A 19398-nucleotide genomic window follows, 5' to 3' on the forward strand; every position below is an offset into this window, starting at 1 on the left:
TTCTCGATTCACCATTTTCCCCTCATCGCTCCATGAAAATAATCCTCTTTGCCATAACGATCAGCCTGTGGGTTTCGACCGCCAAAGCGCAGGAAGACGAACAGCGGGTCAGCTCGACCATTCAGCACGTTACGGTTTTTCTGAACCGTGCCCAGATCAACGCCCAGGCCCGTGCCACGCTCCTTCCGGGAATCACACGGCTGATCATCGAGAATGCCTCGGCCCAAACCGATCCGCAAAGTATTCAGGTCAGCGGCAAAGGTGATGCCACCATCCAGGGCGTTCAGTTCCGAACCAATTTTCTGACCAAAGTAACCAAACCGGCATCGTTGCAACGCCTGGAAGATTCCCTGCGCATCGCCCGCGACACGTTCGACGGTTTGAATCTGCAAAAGGAAGTGCTCGAAAACGAAAAGAAAATGGTGCTGGCCAATCAGAAAGTGGGGGCCGAAAAAGGAACGGTGGTCGATGATGTCGAAGATATGGCCGATTTTTTCCGCACACGGCTGACTGACATCGGCAAAAAATTGCTGGCCCTGGAAAAAACGGTGAAAACCCAGAAAGAAAAGGTCGACCGGCTCGAAGGACAGGTCAAAGAGCAGAATGCAAAACGCGAGCGGCCCGTTGGCGAAATCGAAGTGACGCTGTCGGCCAAAGCCCGAACCACCGTGGATCTGGACGTGAGTTATGTAGTGGACAATGCCGGCTGGGTGCCGTTTTACGACATCCGGGTTCGCGACACGAAAAGCCCGGCGACGCTGGCGTATAAAGCCAACGTGTACCAGAATACCGGTTTCGACTGGCAGAACGTCCGTCTGACGCTTTCGACCTCGAACCCGGCCTTGCCCGGCACCCAACCGCAGTTGGAAACACAGTTTGTCAGCTTTTACGAACCCCGACCCATCCCAACAATGGCCCCCGCTCAGGTCAAAATGCAAATGCGAAAAGCCGATGCAAGCGCGGGTGGCGCGGCACGTGAGGAATATGCACCAGCCGCCGACCTGGCCACCACCGCCGATTTTACGCAGGTCAGCGAGCAGCCAACGAGTGTCAATTTTGAAATCGCCACGCCCTATACCATTTTGTCCAATAACCGCCCGCAGGTGGTTGCCATTCAAACCGGCGAGGTTCCGGCTACGTACCGCTATACGGCCACGCCAAAAGTCGATTCGGATGCTTTTCTGATTGCCACCCTGTCGGGCTGGGAAAAACTGAATCTGCTGAACGGAACCGCCCGGACGTATTTTGAAGGAACCTATGTCGGTGAATCACAGGTGAATTTGCAGCAGGCCGGTGACACGCTGACGCTGGGACTGGGTCGGGATAAGAAAATCATCGTGAAGCGGGAAAAAACGCAGGATTTCAGCAGCCGCAAAGGCCTGAGTTCGTCCGTTCGCGATTCATACAGCTACAAAATTACCGTACGCAATACCAAATCCGAACCGGTCAATCTGACGCTTTACGACCAGATTCCGGTTTCGACCGACAACCGGATTGAAGTTGAACTGGACGACAGTGCCGGAGCGGAACGCAACACCGAAACCGGGCGGCTGACCTGGAATCTGTCGCTCAAACCAAACGAAAGCCGGGATTTGCTGTTTAAATACACGATTAAGTACCCCAAAGGAAAACAGCTTGTCAATGCCCAGTAACTAACCGCAAAATCACCCTGAAACCTCACCATGAAACCTGTTAGGTCTCCAAGACCTAACAGGTTTTACAGGCGAAAGCTCAAATTTGGCACGACTATGGGTATTTTTTCTCAAATTCAACGTTTAGAGAATATGATCCATCGTCTGCTCCTCACGATCTCTTTTCTGCTTCTTGCTTACGCCATTCAGGCCCAGAGCGATACGCTTTCTGTTGACTCGCTGATGATCAAACAGAAGTCGCCGTATGTGGCGATGATCAGGCCGGGGCAGAAATACCTGGCGCTGGACGTGATGGGGCGACTCGGCGGTTTTCATCGCTACCGGTATTTCCCAAATGAAGAAATCAAGTTTCGGTACAAGGGCAAAAAGTACCGCGAACCGGTTTACGGGGTTACGGACTCGACCCTGATGCTGATTCTGGAAGATCCGAATACGTTCCTGCCCGAAACCGTCCATTTTCGGATCGATCAGATTGAAAAGGTGTACGTTAACCGCCAGATTCCTTTCATCACACAAGGCACCTATCTTTTTCCCATCGCCGGTACACTTTTTTTCATGGCCGATGTCATTAATCTTTCCCGAAGCGAAAAAAAACTGGCGGCCGATTCCCGCGCCTTAAAAGCCCCCGCCGTCATGATTGCGCTGGGTGCCATTTGCTACAAAATGAGCTATCCCCGCTATCGAATCAATAAAAACCACCGGCTGAAAGTACTGGAAACGTATTGATGGTCAATTGAATATCAACTAAATACCGAATAATGAATGGTGAATATTGAATAACGAAAGCATTGCTGTGTCCAACTTCGTTATTCAACATTCGATATTCAATATTCGATATTCATTCCTCATTGTTCAGTATTCCTTGTTCATTATCCATTCTCTGCACTAGTTTTGCGGAATATTAACCAATCGACTTCTGATTTGAACGCTGTACGTCTGACACCTCCTGCCGGGTCCGTCCGGGCCACGATTCCGCTGGCTTCTTCCAAAAGCGAAAGCAACCGCGCCCTGATTATCAATGCCCTGGCTCATTTTCGGGGCACTTTACACAACGTTTCGGCGGCCCGTGACTCGCAGACGATGATCCGGCTGTTGCAATCGGACGATCCGGTGGCCGACGTTCTGGATGCCGGAACGACCATGCGGTTTTTGACGGCTTATTTTGCGGTAACGGGCCAACACAAAACGCTGACCGGAACGCCCCGCATGTGCGAACGGCCCATCGGTATTCTGGTCGATGCCCTCCGCGCGCTCGGTGCCGATATCGATTACCTGAAAAACGAAGGCTTTCCGCCCATCGCAACGAAAGGATTTTCGCGAAACGGAACCAACCGCCTGGCCATTCGGGGTGATGTGAGCAGCCAGTATATTTCGGCCCTGCTGATGGTGGCTCCCACCCTGCCCGACGGCCTGACGCTCGAACTGACCGGTGACATTGGTTCCCGTCCCTACATTGAAATGACCCTGCGGCAAATGGAACACTTTGGTGTTCAAACGGTTGCCGACTGGACCAATAAAACAATCACCGTGCCGCCAACGCCGTATACACCCGCTGATTACACGATTGAATCCGACTGGTCGGGCGCGAGTTACTGGTTCAGTATGCTGGCACTGGCTGAAGACGAATCCTCAGAAATCGAATTGCTGGGTCTAAAAGAAGCGTCGTTGCAGGGCGATAGTGCCATTGTTGACATCATGCGCCCCCTCGGCGTCGAAAGTACGTTCAACGCGACGGGTGTTGTTTTAACCAAAACCCCGGCGCAACCGTCGCTGGCGTGGGACTTTACGGACTGCCCTGATCTGGCCCAGACCGTGGCGGTTTGCTGCGCCGTCAAAAGCATTCCGCTCACGCTGACGGGTGTAGAAAGCCTGAAAATCAAGGAAACCGACCGCATTTTTGCCCTCCAGACCGAACTCCGGAAAATCGGTGCCGAACTGGTGGAAGTAGAAAAAAATACGCGGTATGAAGTTCGAAAAACCGCTACAATCGACGCCATTCCGACCTTCGATACCTACGACGATCACCGTATGGCGATGGCATTTGCGCCCGTATCGATGCGTCAGGAAGTGGTGATCGAAGAACCGGGAGTAGTAGCCAAATCGTACCCCTCGTTCTGGGACGATATGGCACGGGTAGCCGGTGTCCAGTTCGAGAAGTAGCCGGTCTTTCAGGGGAGAGCGAAAAGTAACAATGGCATGCGAGACCTTACCGGTTTTGCGTACTTTTACCGCACTCACTGAACTTTGGCACTTTTGGATTCTATTCTCGCGTTTTTGGGCAGCATTCCCGGGTGGGGATGGCTGCTGATCGGCCTGCTTCTGCTGGCCCTCTACGACATTACTCAGAAAAAACACACGATTCGGCACAACTTTCCGGTGGTCGGCAACATCCGGTATTTTCTGGAAAGTTTCGGTCCGGAACTGCGGCAGTACATTGTCGCCAACAACCGCGAGGAACTACCCTTTAACCGGCAACAGCGGGCCTGGATCTATTCTTCAGCAAAGCAGGAGAACAATTTTCAGGGGTTTGGCACCGATCAGGACATTACCAGTGCCGGGTATATTTTCATCAACCCGGCACTGCTCCCTCTCAAACTGGCCCCCGACAATCCCAATTACAGCAATCCCTACACGGCTCCGGGAGCCAAAGTGATCGGGCTTTTTCACCAACGCCGAAAACCGTATCACCCGCCTTCCATCGTCAACATCAGCGGCATGAGCTTTGGGTCGTTATCGGCAACCGCCATCGAATCGCTGAATAAAGGCGCCAAAAAGTTCGGCTGCTACCACAATACCGGCGAGGGCGGATTGTCGCCTTACCACAAATTTGGCGCGGATGTGGTCGTAAACATCGGCACCTCTTATTTCGGCATCCGGGACAACAACGGTAATTTTGTCATGGAAAAACTGGTGAAGCTCGTCGAGGAAAACCCGTTTGTGCGGATGCTGGAACTGAAACTGTCGCAGGGCGCGAAACCGGGCAAAGGGGGCGTATTGCCAGCCGCCAAAATCAGCGCCGAAATTGCCGAAATCCGTCACGTCGAAATGGGCAAGGACGTCATTTCCCCGGCTTCGCACAGTGCGTTTTCCGACATTCCGACGATGGTGGCATTCATCGAGTCGATGGCGGCTGAAACCGGTCTGCCGGTAGGCATCAAGTCGGCGGTGGGCAAACTTGAGCTGTGGCATGAGCTGGCCGACTATATGCTGGAAACCGGAAAAGGTCCGGATTTTATCACCATCGACGGAGGTGAAGGCGGCACCGGCGCGGCACCTCCCTCCTTTGCCGACCACGTTTCGCTGCCGTTCGTCTACGGATTTTCAAAAATTTACCAGATTTTTCAGAAACGCGGCTTAACCAGTCGCATCACGTTCATTGCTTCCGGCAAACTGGGGCTGCCCGAGTCGGCGATCATGGCATTTGCGATGGGAGCCGACCTCGTGAATGTAGGCCGGGAAGCGATGCTGTCCATCGGCTGCATTCAGGCCCAGATTTGCCACACGAACCGTTGTCCGTCGGGTGTTGCCACGCAAAGCAAATGGCTGCAGTCCGGGATCGACCCGGCGCTTAAAAGCGAGCGGTTTTACAATTACATCAAGACGCTGACCAAAGAAATCCTGGAGATTTCGCACGCTGCGGGCTACGAACATCCCTGCCAGTTTACGATGGAAGACGTCGATCTGGCCATGGGCGACAACAACCGGATTCAGCCGCTCTGCGATGCCTACGGCTATACAAAGGATGTGGTTCCGTTTACGTCCATTGCGGATTTGCTGAAGATTCGAACCTAGCGTTCAGTTCAGTTCCATTCATCTTACCACCGCTGACAGGGTCTTCGACCGCTGACAGGGTGACGACAGCCCTGAAAGCGGTCGAAGACCCTGTCAGCGGCTATTGTTTAAGGTTTAACTGTTACTCCAAACGTCCTGGGGTGTCGTTTACGGAACCAGAGCCAGCCAGTAAACAAAACGATCGGCGCAATTAGTCAGTCAGATTTTCGTTTTTCGTCATCACTTACCAGCCTTTTTTGCCGGACCTTTGAGCTGTATTTAACCAGAAAAGAAAATGCAAACGATACTAGGCTCAGGGGGTACCATCGGCAGTGATTTGGCAAAAGAACTTCCTGCATTTACGGATCGGATTCGGCTGGTGAGCCGGAATCCCAAAAAAGTGAATCCGACCGACGAACTATTTCCGGCTGACCTCACCGACCGCGATCAGGTTTTTAAGGCCGTGGAAGGGTCAGAGGTGGTTTACCTTACCGTCGGTCTCGACTACAACCACAAAATCTGGCGTGAAAAGTGGCCGGCTCTGATGCGCAACACGATTGATGCCTGCCAGAAATGGGGCTCTAAGCTGGTGTTCTTCGACAACGTCTACCTCTATGATGTGAATGCCATTGGCCACATGACCGAAGAATCACCAATCAATCCCAGCAGCAAAAAAGGACAGGTGCGGGCCGAAATAGCCGCCATGCTGATGGACGAAGTGAAACGGGGTACTTTAACCGCGCTTATTGCCCGGGCTGCCGATTTCTACGGCCCCAACAACGATAAAAGCGTGCTCGTGGAAACCGTTGTAAATAACTTTCGGAAGGGAAAAGCCGCCAATTGGTTTGCCCGGCTCGACAAGGTTCATACCTTTACCTATACCCCGGATGCGGCAAAAGCCACCGCCCTGCTCGGCAATACCGCCCGTGCCTACAACCAGGTCTGGCACCTGCCTACCGACGCCACCCGCCTAACCGGGCAGCAATGGATTGACTTGTTTGCCAAGGAGATGAACGTGAAACCGAAATCCTCCGCACTACCCATCTGGATGATTCGCCTGGTTGGTCTTTTCGTTCCGATTATGCGCGAATTTCCGGAAATGGCGTACCAATACGACCGGGATTACGTTTTCGACAGCGGTAAATTTGAAAAAGCCTTTCATTTTGAGCCAACAAAACCGGCGGAAGGCGTTAAACGAACGGTGGCGAATGCATAACGAACGAAACAGCCTGGCATGAAAATCGAAACACACGAGGTCAACGGGATTCGAATGGCCGAAGTAATTTCGGACAAGGTGCTGATTACCAATCCGGAGGACGGTTTGCAACTCGTCGTCGATTTGTATTACCAGGACTTCGATCGCATGATCCTGCACGAAAAGACGATTACGCCGGATTTCTTCGATTTGAAAACCGGTCTTGCCGGCGAAATCCTCCAGAAATTCTCCAATTACCGCGTCCGGCTGGCGATCATTGGCGACTTTTCGGCGTACACCAGCAAGAGTATCAAGGCCTTTATCTACGAGAGCAACCAGCGCCGACAGATCAATTTTGTTCAAACCCTAAGCGAAGCGATTGAACGATTGTCGTAAATTCGGCCCGGCGACCCGGTTGAAAGGGGCCGCAAACGGTACCTGAACCTTACGATCATGGATTTACCCAACCTTTTCACCCAGGAAGTTTCCGAAAAAATCATTCAACGGATTGATCGGCTGACTCCCGACACCCTGCCCCTTTGGGGGAAGATGGATGTGGCGCAAATGCTGGCACATTGCAATGTGACCTACGAATTAATCTACGAAAACATCCACAAAAAGCACAACGTTCTGATGCAGTTGGTCATCAGGGCGTTTGTCAAAAAGCGAATTGTCGGAGCAAGTCCCTACAAACGCAACCTGCCGACCGGCCCGGCTTTTTTAATAAAGGACAAGCGGGATTTTGAAACGGAAAAGAACCGCTTGAAAACGTATATCCGAAAAACACAGCAACTGGGGGAAACCCATTTCGACCAGAAAGCCTCCCATTCGTTCGGCAAGTTGAGCGTCAATGAGTGGAATAATATGTTTTATAAACACCTGGACCATCACTTAACCCAGTTTGGGGTCTGACAGCGACTAACACAGCAGAAAAATTCGTTTTTCGTCACCCCGGTTTTCACATTTGGTCACCCCCGACCCGGTTTATTTGGCGGAACTTTGTCCTACACAAAAACACAAAGACCGCCATGAAAACGCTTTTAAAACTCGAAGAATTCGCTCAATTTAGTCTCTCCATCGTGCTGTTCAGCCAGTTGCCGTTTGCCTGGTGGTGGTTTCCGGCCCTGATTCTGGTACCGGATCTGAGCATGCTGGGGTATCTGATCAACCCGAAAATCGGGGCTTATGCCTATAACCTGGTTCACCACAAAGCCTTCGCGATTGCCATTGGCCTAGTGGGTTTGTTGCTGAATAACCAGCCGTTGGTGTTGACCGGTGTTCTGCTGTTCGGCCACGCGGCCATGGATCGGATGATGGGCTACGGCCTGAAATACGCGGACAGTTTCGAGCATACGCACCTGGGCCCGATTGGCAAAACGGCCGCTAAGCCGTTGGACGCAGCACCGCAGTCCGGAACGCACCGGGCGTCGAGCCTGTCCATTTCTTGAAGGTACGGTAGAACACGCTGGGCTCCGAAAAACCGAGGAGGTAGGCAATGTCGGTGGTGCTGAAATGGGGTTCGCGGAGGTGCCGAACGGCCAGGTCATGCCGCACTTCATCCAGCAATTGCTGATACGTTGCGCCCTCTTCTTTCAAATGCAACTGGAGGGTTCGAACGCCCATTGCCAGCCCATCAGCCACAGCCGCCAACGCAGGTTCTTCGCCTTTTAACAGCGCGAAGATTTCCTGTTTAACCCGAACCGAAAGCGCCGGAGAAGCGTCTGGTTTTGTCCGTAGTTTTCCTAACAATTCGTCGGCATGTTGTTCAAATAAGCCAAAAAGGCTGGGATTGGCGTTCAAAATCGGGGTTTCCAGCCAGGCGGCATCCAGCACCAGGGCGGTTTCGGTGGCATTGAATTCGACTTTCGCCGGCGCAAAAACCCGTTCGTAGTCCTGCCGGTTTGGGGGTTCCGGAAAGGCAAACCGGATTTCTTCGGCCACCACCTTTTGCCCCGTCATAGCCCGAAAAGCCGACTGGTAAACCGAAAGCTCAGAGCCAAAGGTGTAGTCCGGATACCGTATGGCTTGGCTGGTCAACGTTAGGGAGAGCTGAAACCGGTCGCCGACCAGCCACCCGGCGGTCAGCACCCCCTCACAGGCAATATCCTGATACTGACACAGTTTCTCGATCGCCTTGCCCAAAGTCGGGCAGTGCATCATGACGTACGACACTACGCCCATCGACAACGGGTTGATCAACTCGCCCACCTGCAGCGGCAGGTCCGGCTCTCCGGTTGCCCGAACGGCTTCCTGCCAAAGTGTCTGCACGGCCCGAATCGGCACCCGCCCGTCGGGGTTTTGCAAAACCGCCGGATCAATACCAACGGCCTGGCACAAAGCCGACGAATCAGCGCCCCGCTGCCGGGCAGCATACAGGATCAGATTGAAAGAACCGGAAGAAAGGGTATCTTCAGTAGTCATGTCTACGAAGATACAATGGCTGACGAAATTCTTCACCCCTTTAAGGAGTTCGGGGCGTAATTTTCAGATTCGCAAAATCACCCCCGGAACCGGCTCCCACCCATAATCCGATTTTCCCATCCCGGCGGTCATTCAACTTTTTGACGACCAGGCTGGGTTTGGCGTTCTCGTTCACAAAAACGCTGACAGTTTCCTTGTCCACCACAATCCGGGCATGAAACCAGGCATTCGGATCGGGAGCCGGTTCAATGGGCTGTTCATATTGATCCGGAAAGTCTTTGCGCAAAACCGGCCAGTCGTATGTCGGAAGGGCGATATACTGAACGGCGTGGCTGTGACGAACGGGGTCGGTGGCCCGAAAATTGAACGGCCGAAAATAGATTGCATCGTAATTCCGCTCGCCGGAACCGTGAAACGCGATTCCGACGAAACTGCGCTGGAGCACATCTTTGCCGCGAATGTCCAGCTCAATTGTCCCTTCACGGAACGAAAGGGCGGGTAGCCACGCAACCCCTTCCGTTGAATTTTGCTTCTCCTCCAGCCGGACTCCGGGTTTCGTTCCATCTGCCAGAACGGTCAGCGAACGGTTTTCAAGGGTGTAACTGTTTTGCTGCGCCAGCCCGACCAGATCCACGGTATTCTGGCCATACGTGAGGGTACTGACCAGCAGGCTTAGCGTAACCCAGGCAAATTGATTGGCAAAATGTTGCATGTTCATTGCTTATGTTGTTTAACACCCGACTGGAACCGGGCACGGCGAAAGATTCAGGCAATGGTTATCCGAACCACGGTTTTAACCGCGGTTGAATAACCACCCCTCAAAAGCTTTAATGAAGAATTGGGAGAGAAAAGAAGCTGTCAGTTAACACCTTCCGCTTGCTGTTTACCGGTTCGGTCGGCAGGATTACTTCACGTTGAAATCAACCTTCGTGTCCGCCCACACCATCGAGACATCCCCCTTCTTGGAAATGTCGATCATAAATTTTTCCTGAAAGCTTTTGGCCTTTTTCGCCGGAACCGTCACGCGTACAACATCCTCCTCTTCCTTGTAAGTGAAGGCCCCCCATTTGATGCCTTTGTTGATGATAACCGTCCAGTCTTTTTCACCGGGAATTGTAAAAAGTGCGTACTTCCCTTTGGCAACCGGTTTTCCTTCCAGCTTCACATCCTCCGAAAACTCGATGGTGGTGGTTTCGTTCGCGCCCGTCCGCCACACTTTTCCGATCGGGGCCACTTTGCCCGCCGGGTCCCAAACGCTCCGGCCTTTGACCGATGGCTGGCTGTAGTCGATGGTGATGGTTTTGCCACCCACCGTTTGTTTGGCCTGGGCGGGCGGGCTGGGGCGTTTCGACTTGTCGTCCTGGGCAAAAGTCGTCTGGGCGATCAACAGCAATGTTGTGAAAACGAGCAATTTTTTCATATTGGTTTATGTAACTTTGGTTGTTGGAATAATGAACCGGACAAAGGTGGAAAAATCTTCTGAAAGTTGGTAGTCCGGCCCTTGTTCAAGCCTGTTCAAGTTGATTCACGCTGATTGCCAATGACTACCGAAGACGATAAGTTACAGCTGTGCCGCCTGCTGATCGAAGAAAAAGTGCGTTGGGGCGACAGCAGCCAGTGGCAAAACCAGGATTTTGAAGCCCTGAGCGAACGCATTTTCGACGAAACCGGCGTTTCGCTCAGCGTCAGCACCCTGAAACGCATCTGGGGCAAGGTTCGCTACGACAGTGCGCCAACGACCACGACGCTGAATACGCTCGCGCAGTTTGTGGGCTACGACAACTGGCGGGAATTCCGGAAGCAGCCGGTTCTTATCGCCGAAGAAACCGCTCCGTCCCTTCCGGTTCAAAACGCTCCCGTTCCGGTTTCCCGCCCTTCCGCAATCCGCTGGCCGTGGGTCGTTGGCGTGGTGGTGGTGGGATTGGCCGGAATCTGGGCATTTCAGAAGCGGGCAAAACCGTTGCACATTGGCGAAGTGACCTTCAGCAGTCGCCCGGTGGCCAAAGGACTTCCGAATACGGTTTTGTTCCAGTACGATGCCACGGACTCCAACGCCGACAGTGTTTTTATCCAGCAAAGCTGGAATCCGAAACTACGCTTTCGGGTCGATAAAAAAGGGCATCAGTACGCCAGCACCTATTTTTACCCCGGTTATTTCCGCGCCAAGCTTGTGTTGAACGACTCCATCGTGAAGGAACACGATTTGTACATCAAAACCGACGGCTGGCTCGGCACCATCAACCGCGATTCGATTCCGGTTTATTTCCCGGACAAACAAATCCGGCGAAACGGCGCCATTGAACTGACCGAAACCGATCTAACCGAACAGGGAATCATTTTTCAGAAAAGCGTTCCGAACACCAGCCTGCATTATGTGCAGCCCCTGGGCGAATTGTCCGGCAATACGTTCGGATTTAGAACACTGGTAAAAAGTACGTTCAACCGTTTCGATGCCGTTTGCCAGCATGTGGGCATTATGCTACTGTGTTCCAAAGGCATGCACTTTCTACAGTTGTCCCGGAAAGGCTGTATTGGTGAATTGAATCTGTCGTTTAACGGAACCCACATTTCGGGAAAGACCACCGATCTGTCCGCTTTTGGCGTCGACTTTTCCGATTGGGTAACCGTACGTTGCGAGGTTAAGGACAAACAGGCAAAGGTCTTTGTGAACGAAAAACTCGCTTACGAAGGACGGTTTCAGGAAGATGCTGGCAAGATTGTCGGACTACGGTATTATTTCCAAGGAACCGGCGCGGTGAAATCGGCCCGGTTTTACGACGATCAAATCAATGCGGTTTTACAGTAGACCGAGACTCTTCCACAGTTGCTGAATGTAATCAGCCGCTTTCAGCAACCGGCTTCCGTACCAGCTAAAAATTTCACCATCGACCAGCACTATCTTCGAGCTTGGGCAAATTTCCTGTAGTTCGGCGGTGTGTTTTTCCGAAAATGGATACGGTTCCGACGATAGTAAAATCAGTTCGGGTTGGGCGGTTTTCAGATCGGCTTCGGTCACTTCGGGGTAGCGCGTTCGTCCCCCAAATTTATTCTGAAAACCAGCCAGTTCCAGCATCGAATGAATGAAAGTCTGATTAGCCGCGACCATGTACGGTTTTCGCCAGATGAAATACGCGACGGAAGGTCCGGAAGATTGTACCGATTTGAAATCGTAAAAAGTATCTTCGATTTGCTTTGCCAATTCCTCCCCTTTCCGGCCTTTTCCGAAAAGCTCACTAACCTCCCGAATCATTGCCAGCGCATCCGGGACGGTATTGACGTCCGTGACATGAACGGGATAATGACGTTGCAATTCTTCGATTTGTTCGCGGGTATTTTCTTCTTTGTTAGCCAAAATAAAGTCCGGTTTCAGGTCGTGAATTTGGTCCAGATGCAGTGTTTTTGTGCCTCCAACCTTGACCTTATCTTTCACCTTTTCCGCCGGATGAATGCAGAATTTGGTAATCCCCACAATTGCCTGATCAAGCCCCAGATCAAAGAGCAGTTCGGTTTGGGAAGGAACGACGGAAATGATGCGTTGGGGTGGCATTCTTTTGTAGATTTGGGTAACAAATATCGATAATCCATGACTGACAATCCCGAAACTATTTATGATCCGGAATATATCAAATCGCTGTTCGATAAAATGTCCAAAACGTATGGACTTGCCAATTATATTTCGTCATTCGGGTTTACGGAACGCTGGCGGGCAGCCTGTCTTAACAATCTGCCTTCGATTGCACCCAACTCCGTTGGTTATGATTTAATGACCGGAATGGGCGAAGCCTGGGGCCATATTCTTCCCAAACTGAATGCAGAAGGAAAGCTGATTGCCGTTGACATTTCGCCCGTGATGATGCAAAAAGCCGCACTTCACCGCGAGAAAGTCAGAAACCGGGCGGTCGAAATGGTCCAGTGTGACGTTCTGAACAACCATTTTGAGTCGAACTCCGCTGATTTTGTTATCTCTACCTTCGGCTTGAAAACCTTTAATGATTTCCAAACAAGGGTTCTTGCCCGTGAAGTTAACCGGCTTTTAAAACCCGGCGGTTCCTTTTCATTTGTAGAAATATCAGCTCCCAAAGGCTGGATCCTGCATGGTTTATACCTCTTCTACTTGAAAAAAATCATTCCATTAATTGGCAAATTATTTCTGAATAGTGCGGACGAATACCGTATGTTGGGTGTCTATTGTCAAAAATTTGAAAATTGTCAAAAATTCGCAACTTACCTGATGAACGAAGGGCTTGACGTGACGTACAAATCGTATTTTTTCGGCTGTGCTACGGGCGTAGTAGGTCGGAAAACGAAAAAGTAAATTCTGGCGTTTCTCCGCTTACTCCATTCCCTTTGAGTCATCCTTCACCCGGATTGCCACAAGCTCAATTTATCTTTTAAAACCCGCTGATAATCATTACGTTTATCGTATCAACGCGTAAAGATAATCAGCATGAAACCACACTACAATCTCTTCAAATGGGTACTGGTTGGGTGCTTGGGCGGATGTGGATTGCCGACCATCGCCCAGTTAACGGCCTTGCCGGCGTCGTACTACGTAACCCGGGTAAAAGACATTAATCCCGGTTCCGCTAATTCGTACGTATCTGGTGATGGCACTACTGCCATCGAAATGAATGGTACGGTATTTTTTGCAGCCAACACGGCCGCCAATGGAACTGAACTCTGGAAAACAACCGGCACGGAAGCCAGCACGGTTTTACTAAAAAATATTAACCCGGCCGGATCGTCCAACCCGGACTGGCTCACGGAAGTCAACGGTACGCTCTATTTTGTTGCCACTGGCAGTTCGGGCCGGGAGTTGTATAAATCGGACGGGACGGCGGCCGGAACGGTTTTGGTCAAGGACATTCTTCCGGGCGGAGACGCCAATCCGCGCGGCCTTACGAATGTAAACGGAACGCTTTTTTTCGTGGCAACCGGCGCAACAACCGGCGAGGAACTCTGGAAGTCGGACGGAACCGCGGGCGGTACGGTTTTGGTAAAAGACATCAATCCGTCGGGCAATTCGGTTCCGAATTATATGCGTAAAATGGCAGTTCTGGGAAGTACTGCCTATTTTGTGGCCGATGACGGCGTCAATGGGGAAGAACTCTGGAAGTCGGACGGAACGGACGCCGGTACGGTTTTGGTCAAGAACATTCATCCCGCCGGTTCGAGCAATCTATTCGAAATGGTGGTGATGAGCGGGCTGCTCTACATGACCGCCAACGATGGCACGAACGGGACGGAACTTTGGAAATCGGACGGCACGCTGGCCGGAACGGTACTGGTCAAAAATCTGGCAGTCGGTAGCAGCAGTGGTCAGCCGCAGGATTTGGAAGTTGTGAACGCAACGCTTTTTTTCCGGGCAACGGTCAGTGGCGACGCGGAATTGTACAAGTCTGACGGCACTGCTGGCGGTACGGTTTTGGTCAAAAACATCAACGCCGGGGGCGCGTCGTTTCCTTCCTATCTGACACGTGTCAACAACACCCTGTATTTCACGGCCAACGACGGAATCAAAGGCACCGAACTCTGGAAATCAGACGGAACACCGGCCGGAACCGTTCAGGTAGTTGACCTCGTATTGGGCGCTGGCTCGACCACATTTTCCGGCATGAGTTCGGTCAACAACAGACTGTTTTTTCACTACCTGGAGCCGTGGAAATCAACTGGGACCGTCGCTGGCACTGCGATGCTCGACGACATCCACCCGACCGGCAATTCGGCTTCCACCGGTTTTATGGCGTTGAGCAGCACGACGGTTTTATTCTGGGCCACCGACGGAACGTCTGGTATGGAATTGTACAAATACGCTCAATGTTACATTTGTCCGGCAGGCCGGGTGGCAGCTTCGTCGGAGGAAGTCACTCCGACCGCGCTCCAGTTGACCCCGCTACCCAATCCGGTGCAAAACGCGCTGACGGTCGATATTCGCGGGTCCGACCGTCAGCCAATCCAGCTTCAATTGATGACTGTGAAAGGCGAACTGATCGAAAACCGGCAGATTCCCCAGCCCCAAGCCGTCGAACGGCAGACGTTTGATGTAAGCCGCCAGCCAACGGGGATGTTGTTGCTGCGCGCCAGGGCGGGTGATCAGGAGCAGACGGTTAAGGTTTTGAAGTCGGATTGACGGTTCTATCCACCCCACCGACCCGCTTAAACATGCTGATAGATCTTGCCGAATGCCTATATTTGTCCAGCGAATCGAAGGTAAACAACAAAATGCGTATTCAATCGGACAATACCCCGTCGCCGTCCTCGGCGCTAACGGAATTAGGGCGGATCGCCGTGGGCGAGAAAGTGGAGCGGTCGGGTCAGGTGGTTCCGAGCAGCATCGACAGTTTCCGCATTCGCGGGGATCATGCCGAAGCCGTCCACAAAGTCTACGGCGAAACCATCACCGAATTGCCCATCCTGTTTTATTCCGATCAGGAAGAAATTGTCTGCAATGAGCGACTCGAAATCCGCACCGCCGACGGCAAACTGTTCGGCTACGGAGACAACCACACTTTCCACATCTGGAACGACGAACTGAAAAAATACGCCGTCACGACCGTCGAAAAACGCCCACATATTCGGGACGAAACCGTCACTTTTTTGCAGAAAAACCTGCATCCCGGCAAAGCGAAGCTGATTAAGTGGTTGCCGGTTTTGACGTTGCGGTTTGTCATTCGCGACATTCCGCTGCTGGGTTACTGGCAGTTCAGCACCCGCGCCGTCCAGACCACCATTCCGAACCTGCGCAATAAGTTCGATGAATACAAGAAACTCTTCGGCAGCGTGCAGTATTTGCCGTTTTTGCTGAAAGTCAAAAAGGTGAAGTCCAACAAACCGGGCATGGTGTATCAGTACCCGATTGTCGATCTGGTGCCGCAGTTTTCGTTCGAAACCGCCCACCGCCTGGCCCGTCACCTCCGCGAAAATCCGCAGGCCGATGTGAGTCACTGGCTGAGCGAAAATGGCGACAAACCAGAGCAACTGCCGACAGCGTTGGAGTGATCGTAGTCTAACCGATTTGCCAATCAGTGCATTATCTGGTTATCTTAGCAAAAAGTGACTGATTTATGGAGCAATATCAGAAATACATTCAGATCAATCCGAATATCCGATTCGGGAAACCTTGTATTGCGGGGACACGCATTGCGGTTCAAGATATTCTTGGTTGGCTGGCTTCAGGAATGAACAACGAAGAAATTTTGGAAGACTTCCCCGAACTGACCACTGACCAAATCCGAGCAGCTCTGGCGTTCGCTGCGGATAGCGAACGACGCACCCGCTTACTGGCTGCTTAATGAAACTCCTTCTGGATGCTAATTTATTGTATCGGTTAGTCTGAAGTTAAACAAATTATCAGTAGAGCAGGAGGAATATATTACATAAATATATGACTAGAAAAATACTAATATTTTCATTTATCACACTCCTGATTAGCTCTTTATTCATTTCTTACTTCGCTTTTTCTTTGATGAAATGGGAAACTTTGACAGCTTCTATTTCTCTAACAATTGCAATTATTTCAGCTTGGGTTGCTTACGAAACCTTCTATTTACAAAATCAATCAAAAAGACCGCAGATTGTATTAACTATCGATTCTCAAAGCCGCCACAGTTTATTTCTGCTTGTATGTCAAAATTTAGGAGAAAAGGCTGCATTTAATTTTAAATTCACTTGGACAAGGCCTTTATTGGACCTGAAAGGAAATCAAATCACTTTCAAATCAAATCCTAAAATTGTTGATTGTGAAATACCTGTGTTAAATGCAAAAGAAAAATTATCAATAATTGTTGATGAAATAGGTAGCTTTTACAAAAAAAACAAGGATGATAGTAAATACTATTCTGGTACAATTTCCTTTCAAGAATCATTAACATGTAATAAAAAAACATCTTATAATTTTCAGTTTTCTTTCGAACAATATTCTGAAACACCATTATCAGAAAGTGAGTTACCAAAAACCTTATTTGAAATCCAGAAAATACCAAAAAACCTAGAAGATATAAAAGCTGAATTACAAAAATTGAGATATACTATAGAAAATAATATAAAATAAATCTTCACACAATCAACTTATACCCCACTCCCCTCACATTCACAATCTGTACCTGCGGGTCATCTTTGAGGTAGCGACGAAGCCGCGTAATGAATACATCGAGACTTCGGCCATTGAAAAAACTGTCGTCACCCCACAAATCCAGCAGCACGGCAGAGCGTTCCAGCACCTGATTCCGCTGTTCGTAGAGTCGCTTCAGTAGTTCGGCTTCGCGGTGTGACATCGGCGTCTCTTTTCCGTTGAACGCCAGCTTTTGTTTGGGATAATCGAACTGGTAATGGCCAATTGGCAAGCGATCCGGCGTGGTCGGGCGAACGGTCTGGTTCCGGGACAGCAGGGCCTGAATGCGGACAATCAATTCGTCGATACTGAACGGTTTTTTGAGGTAATCGTTGCCACCCAACTCAAAACCCCGGACCACATCTACGGTTTGGGAACGAGCCGTCAGGAAGATGATCGGAACGTACGGGTCGGTTTGCCGAATGCGCGCAGCCAGTGAAAAACCGTCGAGTTTGGGCATCATCACATCCGCCACCACCACGTCGGGGGAATGGGCGACAAACAACGCATAACCTTCCTCGCCGTCAGCGGCATACAAAACCGCAAACCCGCGAACCTCAAGGCTGTCCCGGACAATCAGGCCCAGCGAAAGTTCATCTTCAATCAATAATACGGTTGCCATAGAAGAGAAATTATTTCGCGGAGTTGAGCGGAGGAAAGGGGAGTTAAGCGGAGATTTCTTTAAAAAACTACTCTGCTTAACTCCCCTTTCCTCCGCTCAACTCCGCGAAACAACTCTTTTTACTTAATTAGGGATCCAGATTACAAACACACTCCCCCGTCCCGGTTCGCTCGAAACTTCAATGCGTCCGCCGTGCTTCTCGACGACCTGCCGGACGTACGATAGCCCCAGCCCGAAGCCTTTTACCGGATGAAGGTTCCCCGTCGGAACCCGAAAAAACCGATCGAAAATCACCTCGTGATACACCTTCGGAATCCCATTGCCGTTGTCCTCCACCGTCAGCCGCCAGCCGTTTTCATCGGCTCGGCTGTTGATCAGGATTTGAACCGACTCCTGCGAATACTTGATCGCGTTATCGATCAGGTTGTTAATGGCGTTGCCCAGGTGCAGCCGGTCGGCCTGAACCTGGGCGTTTTCCGGAACGGTTTCTACTTCAATGGCCACCAGTTTCACCGGTGCGCCCGCTGAGGCTTTTAACTGGTGATTGCCCACCACCTCCTGAATCAGTTCGGAAGGCTTAAGCCACTCGCGGTTCAGTTCCAGTTCCTTCTTCTCGTCGACCGCCATGTTCAGCACCTTCTCCACCAGATCGGACAGCCGTTGCAGTTCATTTTTTGAAATAGTCAAATAGCTGTGGGTTTTCTGTGCGTCATTCAGCGCCCCGAAATGTTGCATGGCTTCCACAGCCGCCGAAACCGTCGCAATCGGCGTTTTCAGTTCGTGCGTCATGTTGTTGATGAAATCGTTTTTGATTTCCGACAGCTTTTTCTGTTTCAGAATGGTCGATAACATATACAGAAAGCACCAGGTAGTCAACGCCATCAACAGGGCCGAGCCCGCCAGCAGCCAGTCCATTTTCTTCAAAATATAGCCCGTTGGACTGTCGAACGAAGCTTGCAGAAACTGGTTTTTAACGGGATTGATAGGCATCGGCGGGGTCTTAATGGGCGAACCGGTACGCATCGGGTTGTCCATCTGCTGACGGAATATATCCGGTTTTAACTGAATCGTGTCCAGTTGATAATCGGCCTCGACATCGCGCAGACGCAACTCGGCCCGATAGGTCGAATCGAATGTTGCAAGGTTGAATTTATGGTCACCCGCCCAGTTCAAAATCAGCATTTTGGTAATTTTCCGGGCCATGGTGTCGATAAAAACACGGTCTTTCGACGATCGTGACTGCCGTTTAATCCGGTAATTCATCACCTGGACGCTTACCGGCTGCGAATCGGTGACGGTGACAAAAGCACTGTCACTGCGCCGGTCAAATGCCATGCGACTTACCGGGAAATCCTCTTCCGATTCCATCGGGCGAAAATGAAACCGCCGACGTGGTTCGTCGGAACGGATTTCGCCCCGAACCAGTTGACGGGCGTCGTTAAACTGCTGTTTTTCAACCGCCGAAATGAACGCACCCCGCACCGTCCGCCGAAACTGCTGCTCGTGGAGTTGGTAGCTCGTATACAGCCAGTAGCCCTGAAAGGTCATCACGCCCAGGATACAAACCGTCATCAGAACAAAGATCGACCGGATGCGCTGTTTCATCATGTACAAAAATACCCGCTTT

20 protein-coding genes are annotated in these 19398 nt (G+C 51.2%); 14 read left to right on the forward strand and 6 right to left on the reverse strand.

Annotated elements, in window-relative coordinates; all coding sequences use genetic code 11:
• The first annotated feature begins 32 nt into the window (after nucleotides 1–32).
• The 8 genes from F0P93_RS04440 to F0P93_RS04475 all read left to right on the forward strand — a co-directional run bounded on the left by F0P93_RS04440 (nucleotide 33) and on the right by F0P93_RS04475 (nucleotide 8066).
• Entirely contained in the window at nucleotides 33–1652 is a 1620-nt protein-coding gene (locus tag F0P93_RS04440; protein WP_150875078.1) for a DUF4139 domain-containing protein, read from the forward strand.
• 132 nt (nucleotides 1653–1784) lie between these two features.
• Entirely contained in the window at nucleotides 1785–2378 is a 594-nt protein-coding gene (locus tag F0P93_RS04445) for a hypothetical protein (RefSeq protein ID WP_150875079.1), read from the forward strand.
• Between the two features lie 195 nt (nucleotides 2379–2573).
• A complete protein-coding gene (locus F0P93_RS04450; RefSeq protein WP_150875080.1) occupies nucleotides 2574–3812 on the forward strand; it encodes a 3-phosphoshikimate 1-carboxyvinyltransferase in 1239 nt (412 codons plus the stop codon).
• 93 nt (nucleotides 3813–3905) lie between these two features.
• A complete protein-coding gene (locus F0P93_RS04455; protein WP_150875081.1) occupies nucleotides 3906–5444 on the forward strand; it encodes an FMN-binding glutamate synthase family protein in 1539 nt (512 codons plus the stop codon).
• A 274-nt stretch (nucleotides 5445–5718) separates the two neighbouring features.
• Nucleotides 5719–6639: an NAD-dependent epimerase/dehydratase family protein gene (locus F0P93_RS04460; RefSeq protein ID WP_150875082.1), complete on the forward strand. Its 921-nt coding sequence runs from the start codon at nucleotides 5719–5721 to the stop codon at nucleotides 6637–6639.
• A gap of 18 nt (nucleotides 6640–6657) precedes the next feature.
• Nucleotides 6658–7014, forward strand: a complete 357-nt coding sequence (locus F0P93_RS04465; RefSeq protein ID WP_150875083.1) for a DUF4180 domain-containing protein — start codon at nucleotides 6658–6660, stop codon at nucleotides 7012–7014.
• Between the two features lie 57 nt (nucleotides 7015–7071).
• Nucleotides 7072–7530, forward strand: a complete 459-nt coding sequence (locus F0P93_RS04470; protein ID WP_150875084.1) for a DUF1569 domain-containing protein — start codon at nucleotides 7072–7074, stop codon at nucleotides 7528–7530.
• Between the two features lie 116 nt (nucleotides 7531–7646).
• Entirely contained in the window at nucleotides 7647–8066 is a 420-nt protein-coding gene (locus F0P93_RS04475; RefSeq protein WP_150875085.1) for a DUF4260 domain-containing protein, read from the forward strand.
• Here F0P93_RS04475 and F0P93_RS04480 read toward each other — a convergent pair.
• The 3 genes from F0P93_RS04480 to F0P93_RS04490 form a co-directional block, all read right to left on the reverse strand.
• The gene (locus F0P93_RS04480; protein ID WP_150875086.1) at nucleotides 8002–9039 is read right to left on the reverse strand and encodes an AraC family transcriptional regulator; all 1038 of its coding nucleotides are present in this window, start codon (nucleotides 9037–9039) and stop codon (nucleotides 8002–8004) included. The two genes, F0P93_RS04475 and F0P93_RS04480, sit on opposite strands and share 65 nt — an antisense overlap.
• Nucleotides 9040–9079: 40 nt before the next feature.
• Nucleotides 9080–9757 (reverse strand): hypothetical protein, encoded by a 678-nt coding sequence (locus tag F0P93_RS04485; protein ID WP_150875087.1) that lies wholly within the window; start codon nucleotides 9755–9757, stop codon nucleotides 9080–9082.
• Between the two features lie 186 nt (nucleotides 9758–9943).
• Nucleotides 9944–10459, reverse strand: coding sequence for a DUF2911 domain-containing protein (locus F0P93_RS04490; protein WP_150875088.1), 516 nt, complete (start codon nucleotides 10457–10459; stop codon nucleotides 9944–9946).
• A gap of 120 nt (nucleotides 10460–10579) precedes the next feature.
• On the opposite strand from F0P93_RS04490, the gene F0P93_RS04495 reads away from it, so the two are divergent.
• The gene (locus F0P93_RS04495; protein WP_150875089.1) at nucleotides 10580–11845 is read left to right on the forward strand and encodes a hypothetical protein; all 1266 of its coding nucleotides are present in this window, start codon (nucleotides 10580–10582) and stop codon (nucleotides 11843–11845) included.
• Here F0P93_RS04495 and F0P93_RS04500 read toward each other — a convergent pair.
• Nucleotides 11837–12586 carry an ABC transporter substrate-binding protein gene (locus tag F0P93_RS04500; RefSeq protein ID WP_150875090.1) on the reverse strand — a complete coding sequence of 250 codons (750 nt, stop codon included), beginning with the start codon at nucleotides 12584–12586 and terminating at the stop codon, nucleotides 11837–11839. The genes F0P93_RS04495 and F0P93_RS04500 overlap by 9 nt on opposite strands.
• Nucleotides 12587–12622: 36 nt before the next feature.
• On the opposite strand from F0P93_RS04500, the gene F0P93_RS04505 reads away from it, so the two are divergent.
• The 5 genes from F0P93_RS04505 to F0P93_RS04525 all read left to right on the forward strand — a co-directional run bounded on the left by F0P93_RS04505 (nucleotide 12623) and on the right by F0P93_RS04525 (nucleotide 17089).
• Nucleotides 12623–13354, forward strand: a complete 732-nt coding sequence (locus F0P93_RS04505) for a class I SAM-dependent methyltransferase (RefSeq protein WP_150875091.1) — start codon at nucleotides 12623–12625, stop codon at nucleotides 13352–13354.
• Between the two features lie 132 nt (nucleotides 13355–13486).
• A complete protein-coding gene (locus tag F0P93_RS04510; protein ID WP_150875092.1) occupies nucleotides 13487–15169 on the forward strand; it encodes an ELWxxDGT repeat protein in 1683 nt (560 codons plus the stop codon).
• A gap of 92 nt (nucleotides 15170–15261) precedes the next feature.
• A complete protein-coding gene (locus F0P93_RS04515; RefSeq protein ID WP_150875093.1) occupies nucleotides 15262–16038 on the forward strand; it encodes a recombination directionality factor in 777 nt (258 codons plus the stop codon).
• Between the two features lie 65 nt (nucleotides 16039–16103).
• Nucleotides 16104–16331 carry a DUF433 domain-containing protein gene (locus tag F0P93_RS04520; protein ID WP_150875094.1) on the forward strand — a complete coding sequence of 76 codons (228 nt, stop codon included), beginning with the start codon at nucleotides 16104–16106 and terminating at the stop codon, nucleotides 16329–16331.
• Nucleotides 16332–16504: 173 nt separating this feature from the next.
• On the forward strand, nucleotides 16505–17089 hold the full coding sequence (locus F0P93_RS04525) for a DUF8453 domain-containing protein (protein WP_150875095.1): 585 nt from the start codon (nucleotides 16505–16507) through the stop codon (nucleotides 17087–17089).
• A gap of 4 nt (nucleotides 17090–17093) precedes the next feature.
• Here the strand turns inward: F0P93_RS04525 and F0P93_RS04530 are convergent, their stop codons facing one another.
• Together F0P93_RS04530 and F0P93_RS04535 are read right to left on the reverse strand one after the other, a co-directional pair.
• Nucleotides 17094–17771, reverse strand: a complete 678-nt coding sequence (locus F0P93_RS04530; protein WP_150875096.1) for a response regulator transcription factor — start codon at nucleotides 17769–17771, stop codon at nucleotides 17094–17096.
• 123 nt (nucleotides 17772–17894) lie between these two features.
• Nucleotides 17895–19379, reverse strand: a complete 1485-nt coding sequence (locus F0P93_RS04535; RefSeq protein ID WP_150875097.1) for a sensor histidine kinase — start codon at nucleotides 19377–19379, stop codon at nucleotides 17895–17897.
• Between the last annotated feature and the right edge of the window lie 19 nt (nucleotides 19380–19398).

Source organism: Larkinella humicola (genome assembly GCF_008727875.1).
Lineage (GTDB): Bacteria > Bacteroidota > Bacteroidia > Cytophagales > Spirosomataceae > Larkinella > Larkinella humicola.

Coding starts and splice junctions, on each gene's coding strand:
- F0P93_RS04440 (WP_150875078.1), top strand. CDS start 33: ATGAAAATAATCCTCTTTGCCATAACGATCAGCCTGTGGGTTTCGACC.
- F0P93_RS04445 (WP_150875079.1), top strand. CDS start 1,785: ATGATCCATCGTCTGCTCCTCACGATCTCTTTTCTGCTTCTTGCTTAC.
- F0P93_RS04460 (WP_150875082.1), top strand. CDS start 5,719: ATGCAAACGATACTAGGCTCAGGGGGTACCATCGGCAGTGATTTGGCA.
- F0P93_RS04465 (WP_150875083.1), top strand. CDS start 6,658: ATGAAAATCGAAACACACGAGGTCAACGGGATTCGAATGGCCGAAGTA.
- F0P93_RS04470 (WP_150875084.1), top strand. CDS start 7,072: ATGGATTTACCCAACCTTTTCACCCAGGAAGTTTCCGAAAAAATCATT.
- F0P93_RS04475 (WP_150875085.1), top strand. CDS start 7,647: ATGAAAACGCTTTTAAAACTCGAAGAATTCGCTCAATTTAGTCTCTCC.
- F0P93_RS04480 (WP_150875086.1), bottom strand. CDS start 9,039: ATGACTACTGAAGATACCCTTTCTTCCGGTTCTTTCAATCTGATCCTG.
- F0P93_RS04485 (WP_150875087.1), bottom strand. CDS start 9,757: ATGAACATGCAACATTTTGCCAATCAATTTGCCTGGGTTACGCTAAGC.
- F0P93_RS04490 (WP_150875088.1), bottom strand. CDS start 10,459: ATGAAAAAATTGCTCGTTTTCACAACATTGCTGTTGATCGCCCAGACG.
- F0P93_RS04495 (WP_150875089.1), top strand. CDS start 10,580: ATGACTACCGAAGACGATAAGTTACAGCTGTGCCGCCTGCTGATCGAA.
- F0P93_RS04500 (WP_150875090.1), bottom strand. CDS start 12,586: ATGCCACCCCAACGCATCATTTCCGTCGTTCCTTCCCAAACCGAACTG.
- F0P93_RS04505 (WP_150875091.1), top strand. CDS start 12,623: ATGACTGACAATCCCGAAACTATTTATGATCCGGAATATATCAAATCG.
- F0P93_RS04510 (WP_150875092.1), top strand. CDS start 13,487: ATGAAACCACACTACAATCTCTTCAAATGGGTACTGGTTGGGTGCTTG.
- F0P93_RS04515 (WP_150875093.1), top strand. CDS start 15,262: ATGCGTATTCAATCGGACAATACCCCGTCGCCGTCCTCGGCGCTAACG.
- F0P93_RS04520 (WP_150875094.1), top strand. CDS start 16,104: ATGGAGCAATATCAGAAATACATTCAGATCAATCCGAATATCCGATTC.
- F0P93_RS04525 (WP_150875095.1), top strand. CDS start 16,505: ATGAAATGGGAAACTTTGACAGCTTCTATTTCTCTAACAATTGCAATT.
- F0P93_RS04530 (WP_150875096.1), bottom strand. CDS start 17,771: ATGGCAACCGTATTATTGATTGAAGATGAACTTTCGCTGGGCCTGATT.
- F0P93_RS04535 (WP_150875097.1), bottom strand. CDS start 19,379: ATGATGAAACAGCGCATCCGGTCGATCTTTGTTCTGATGACGGTTTGT.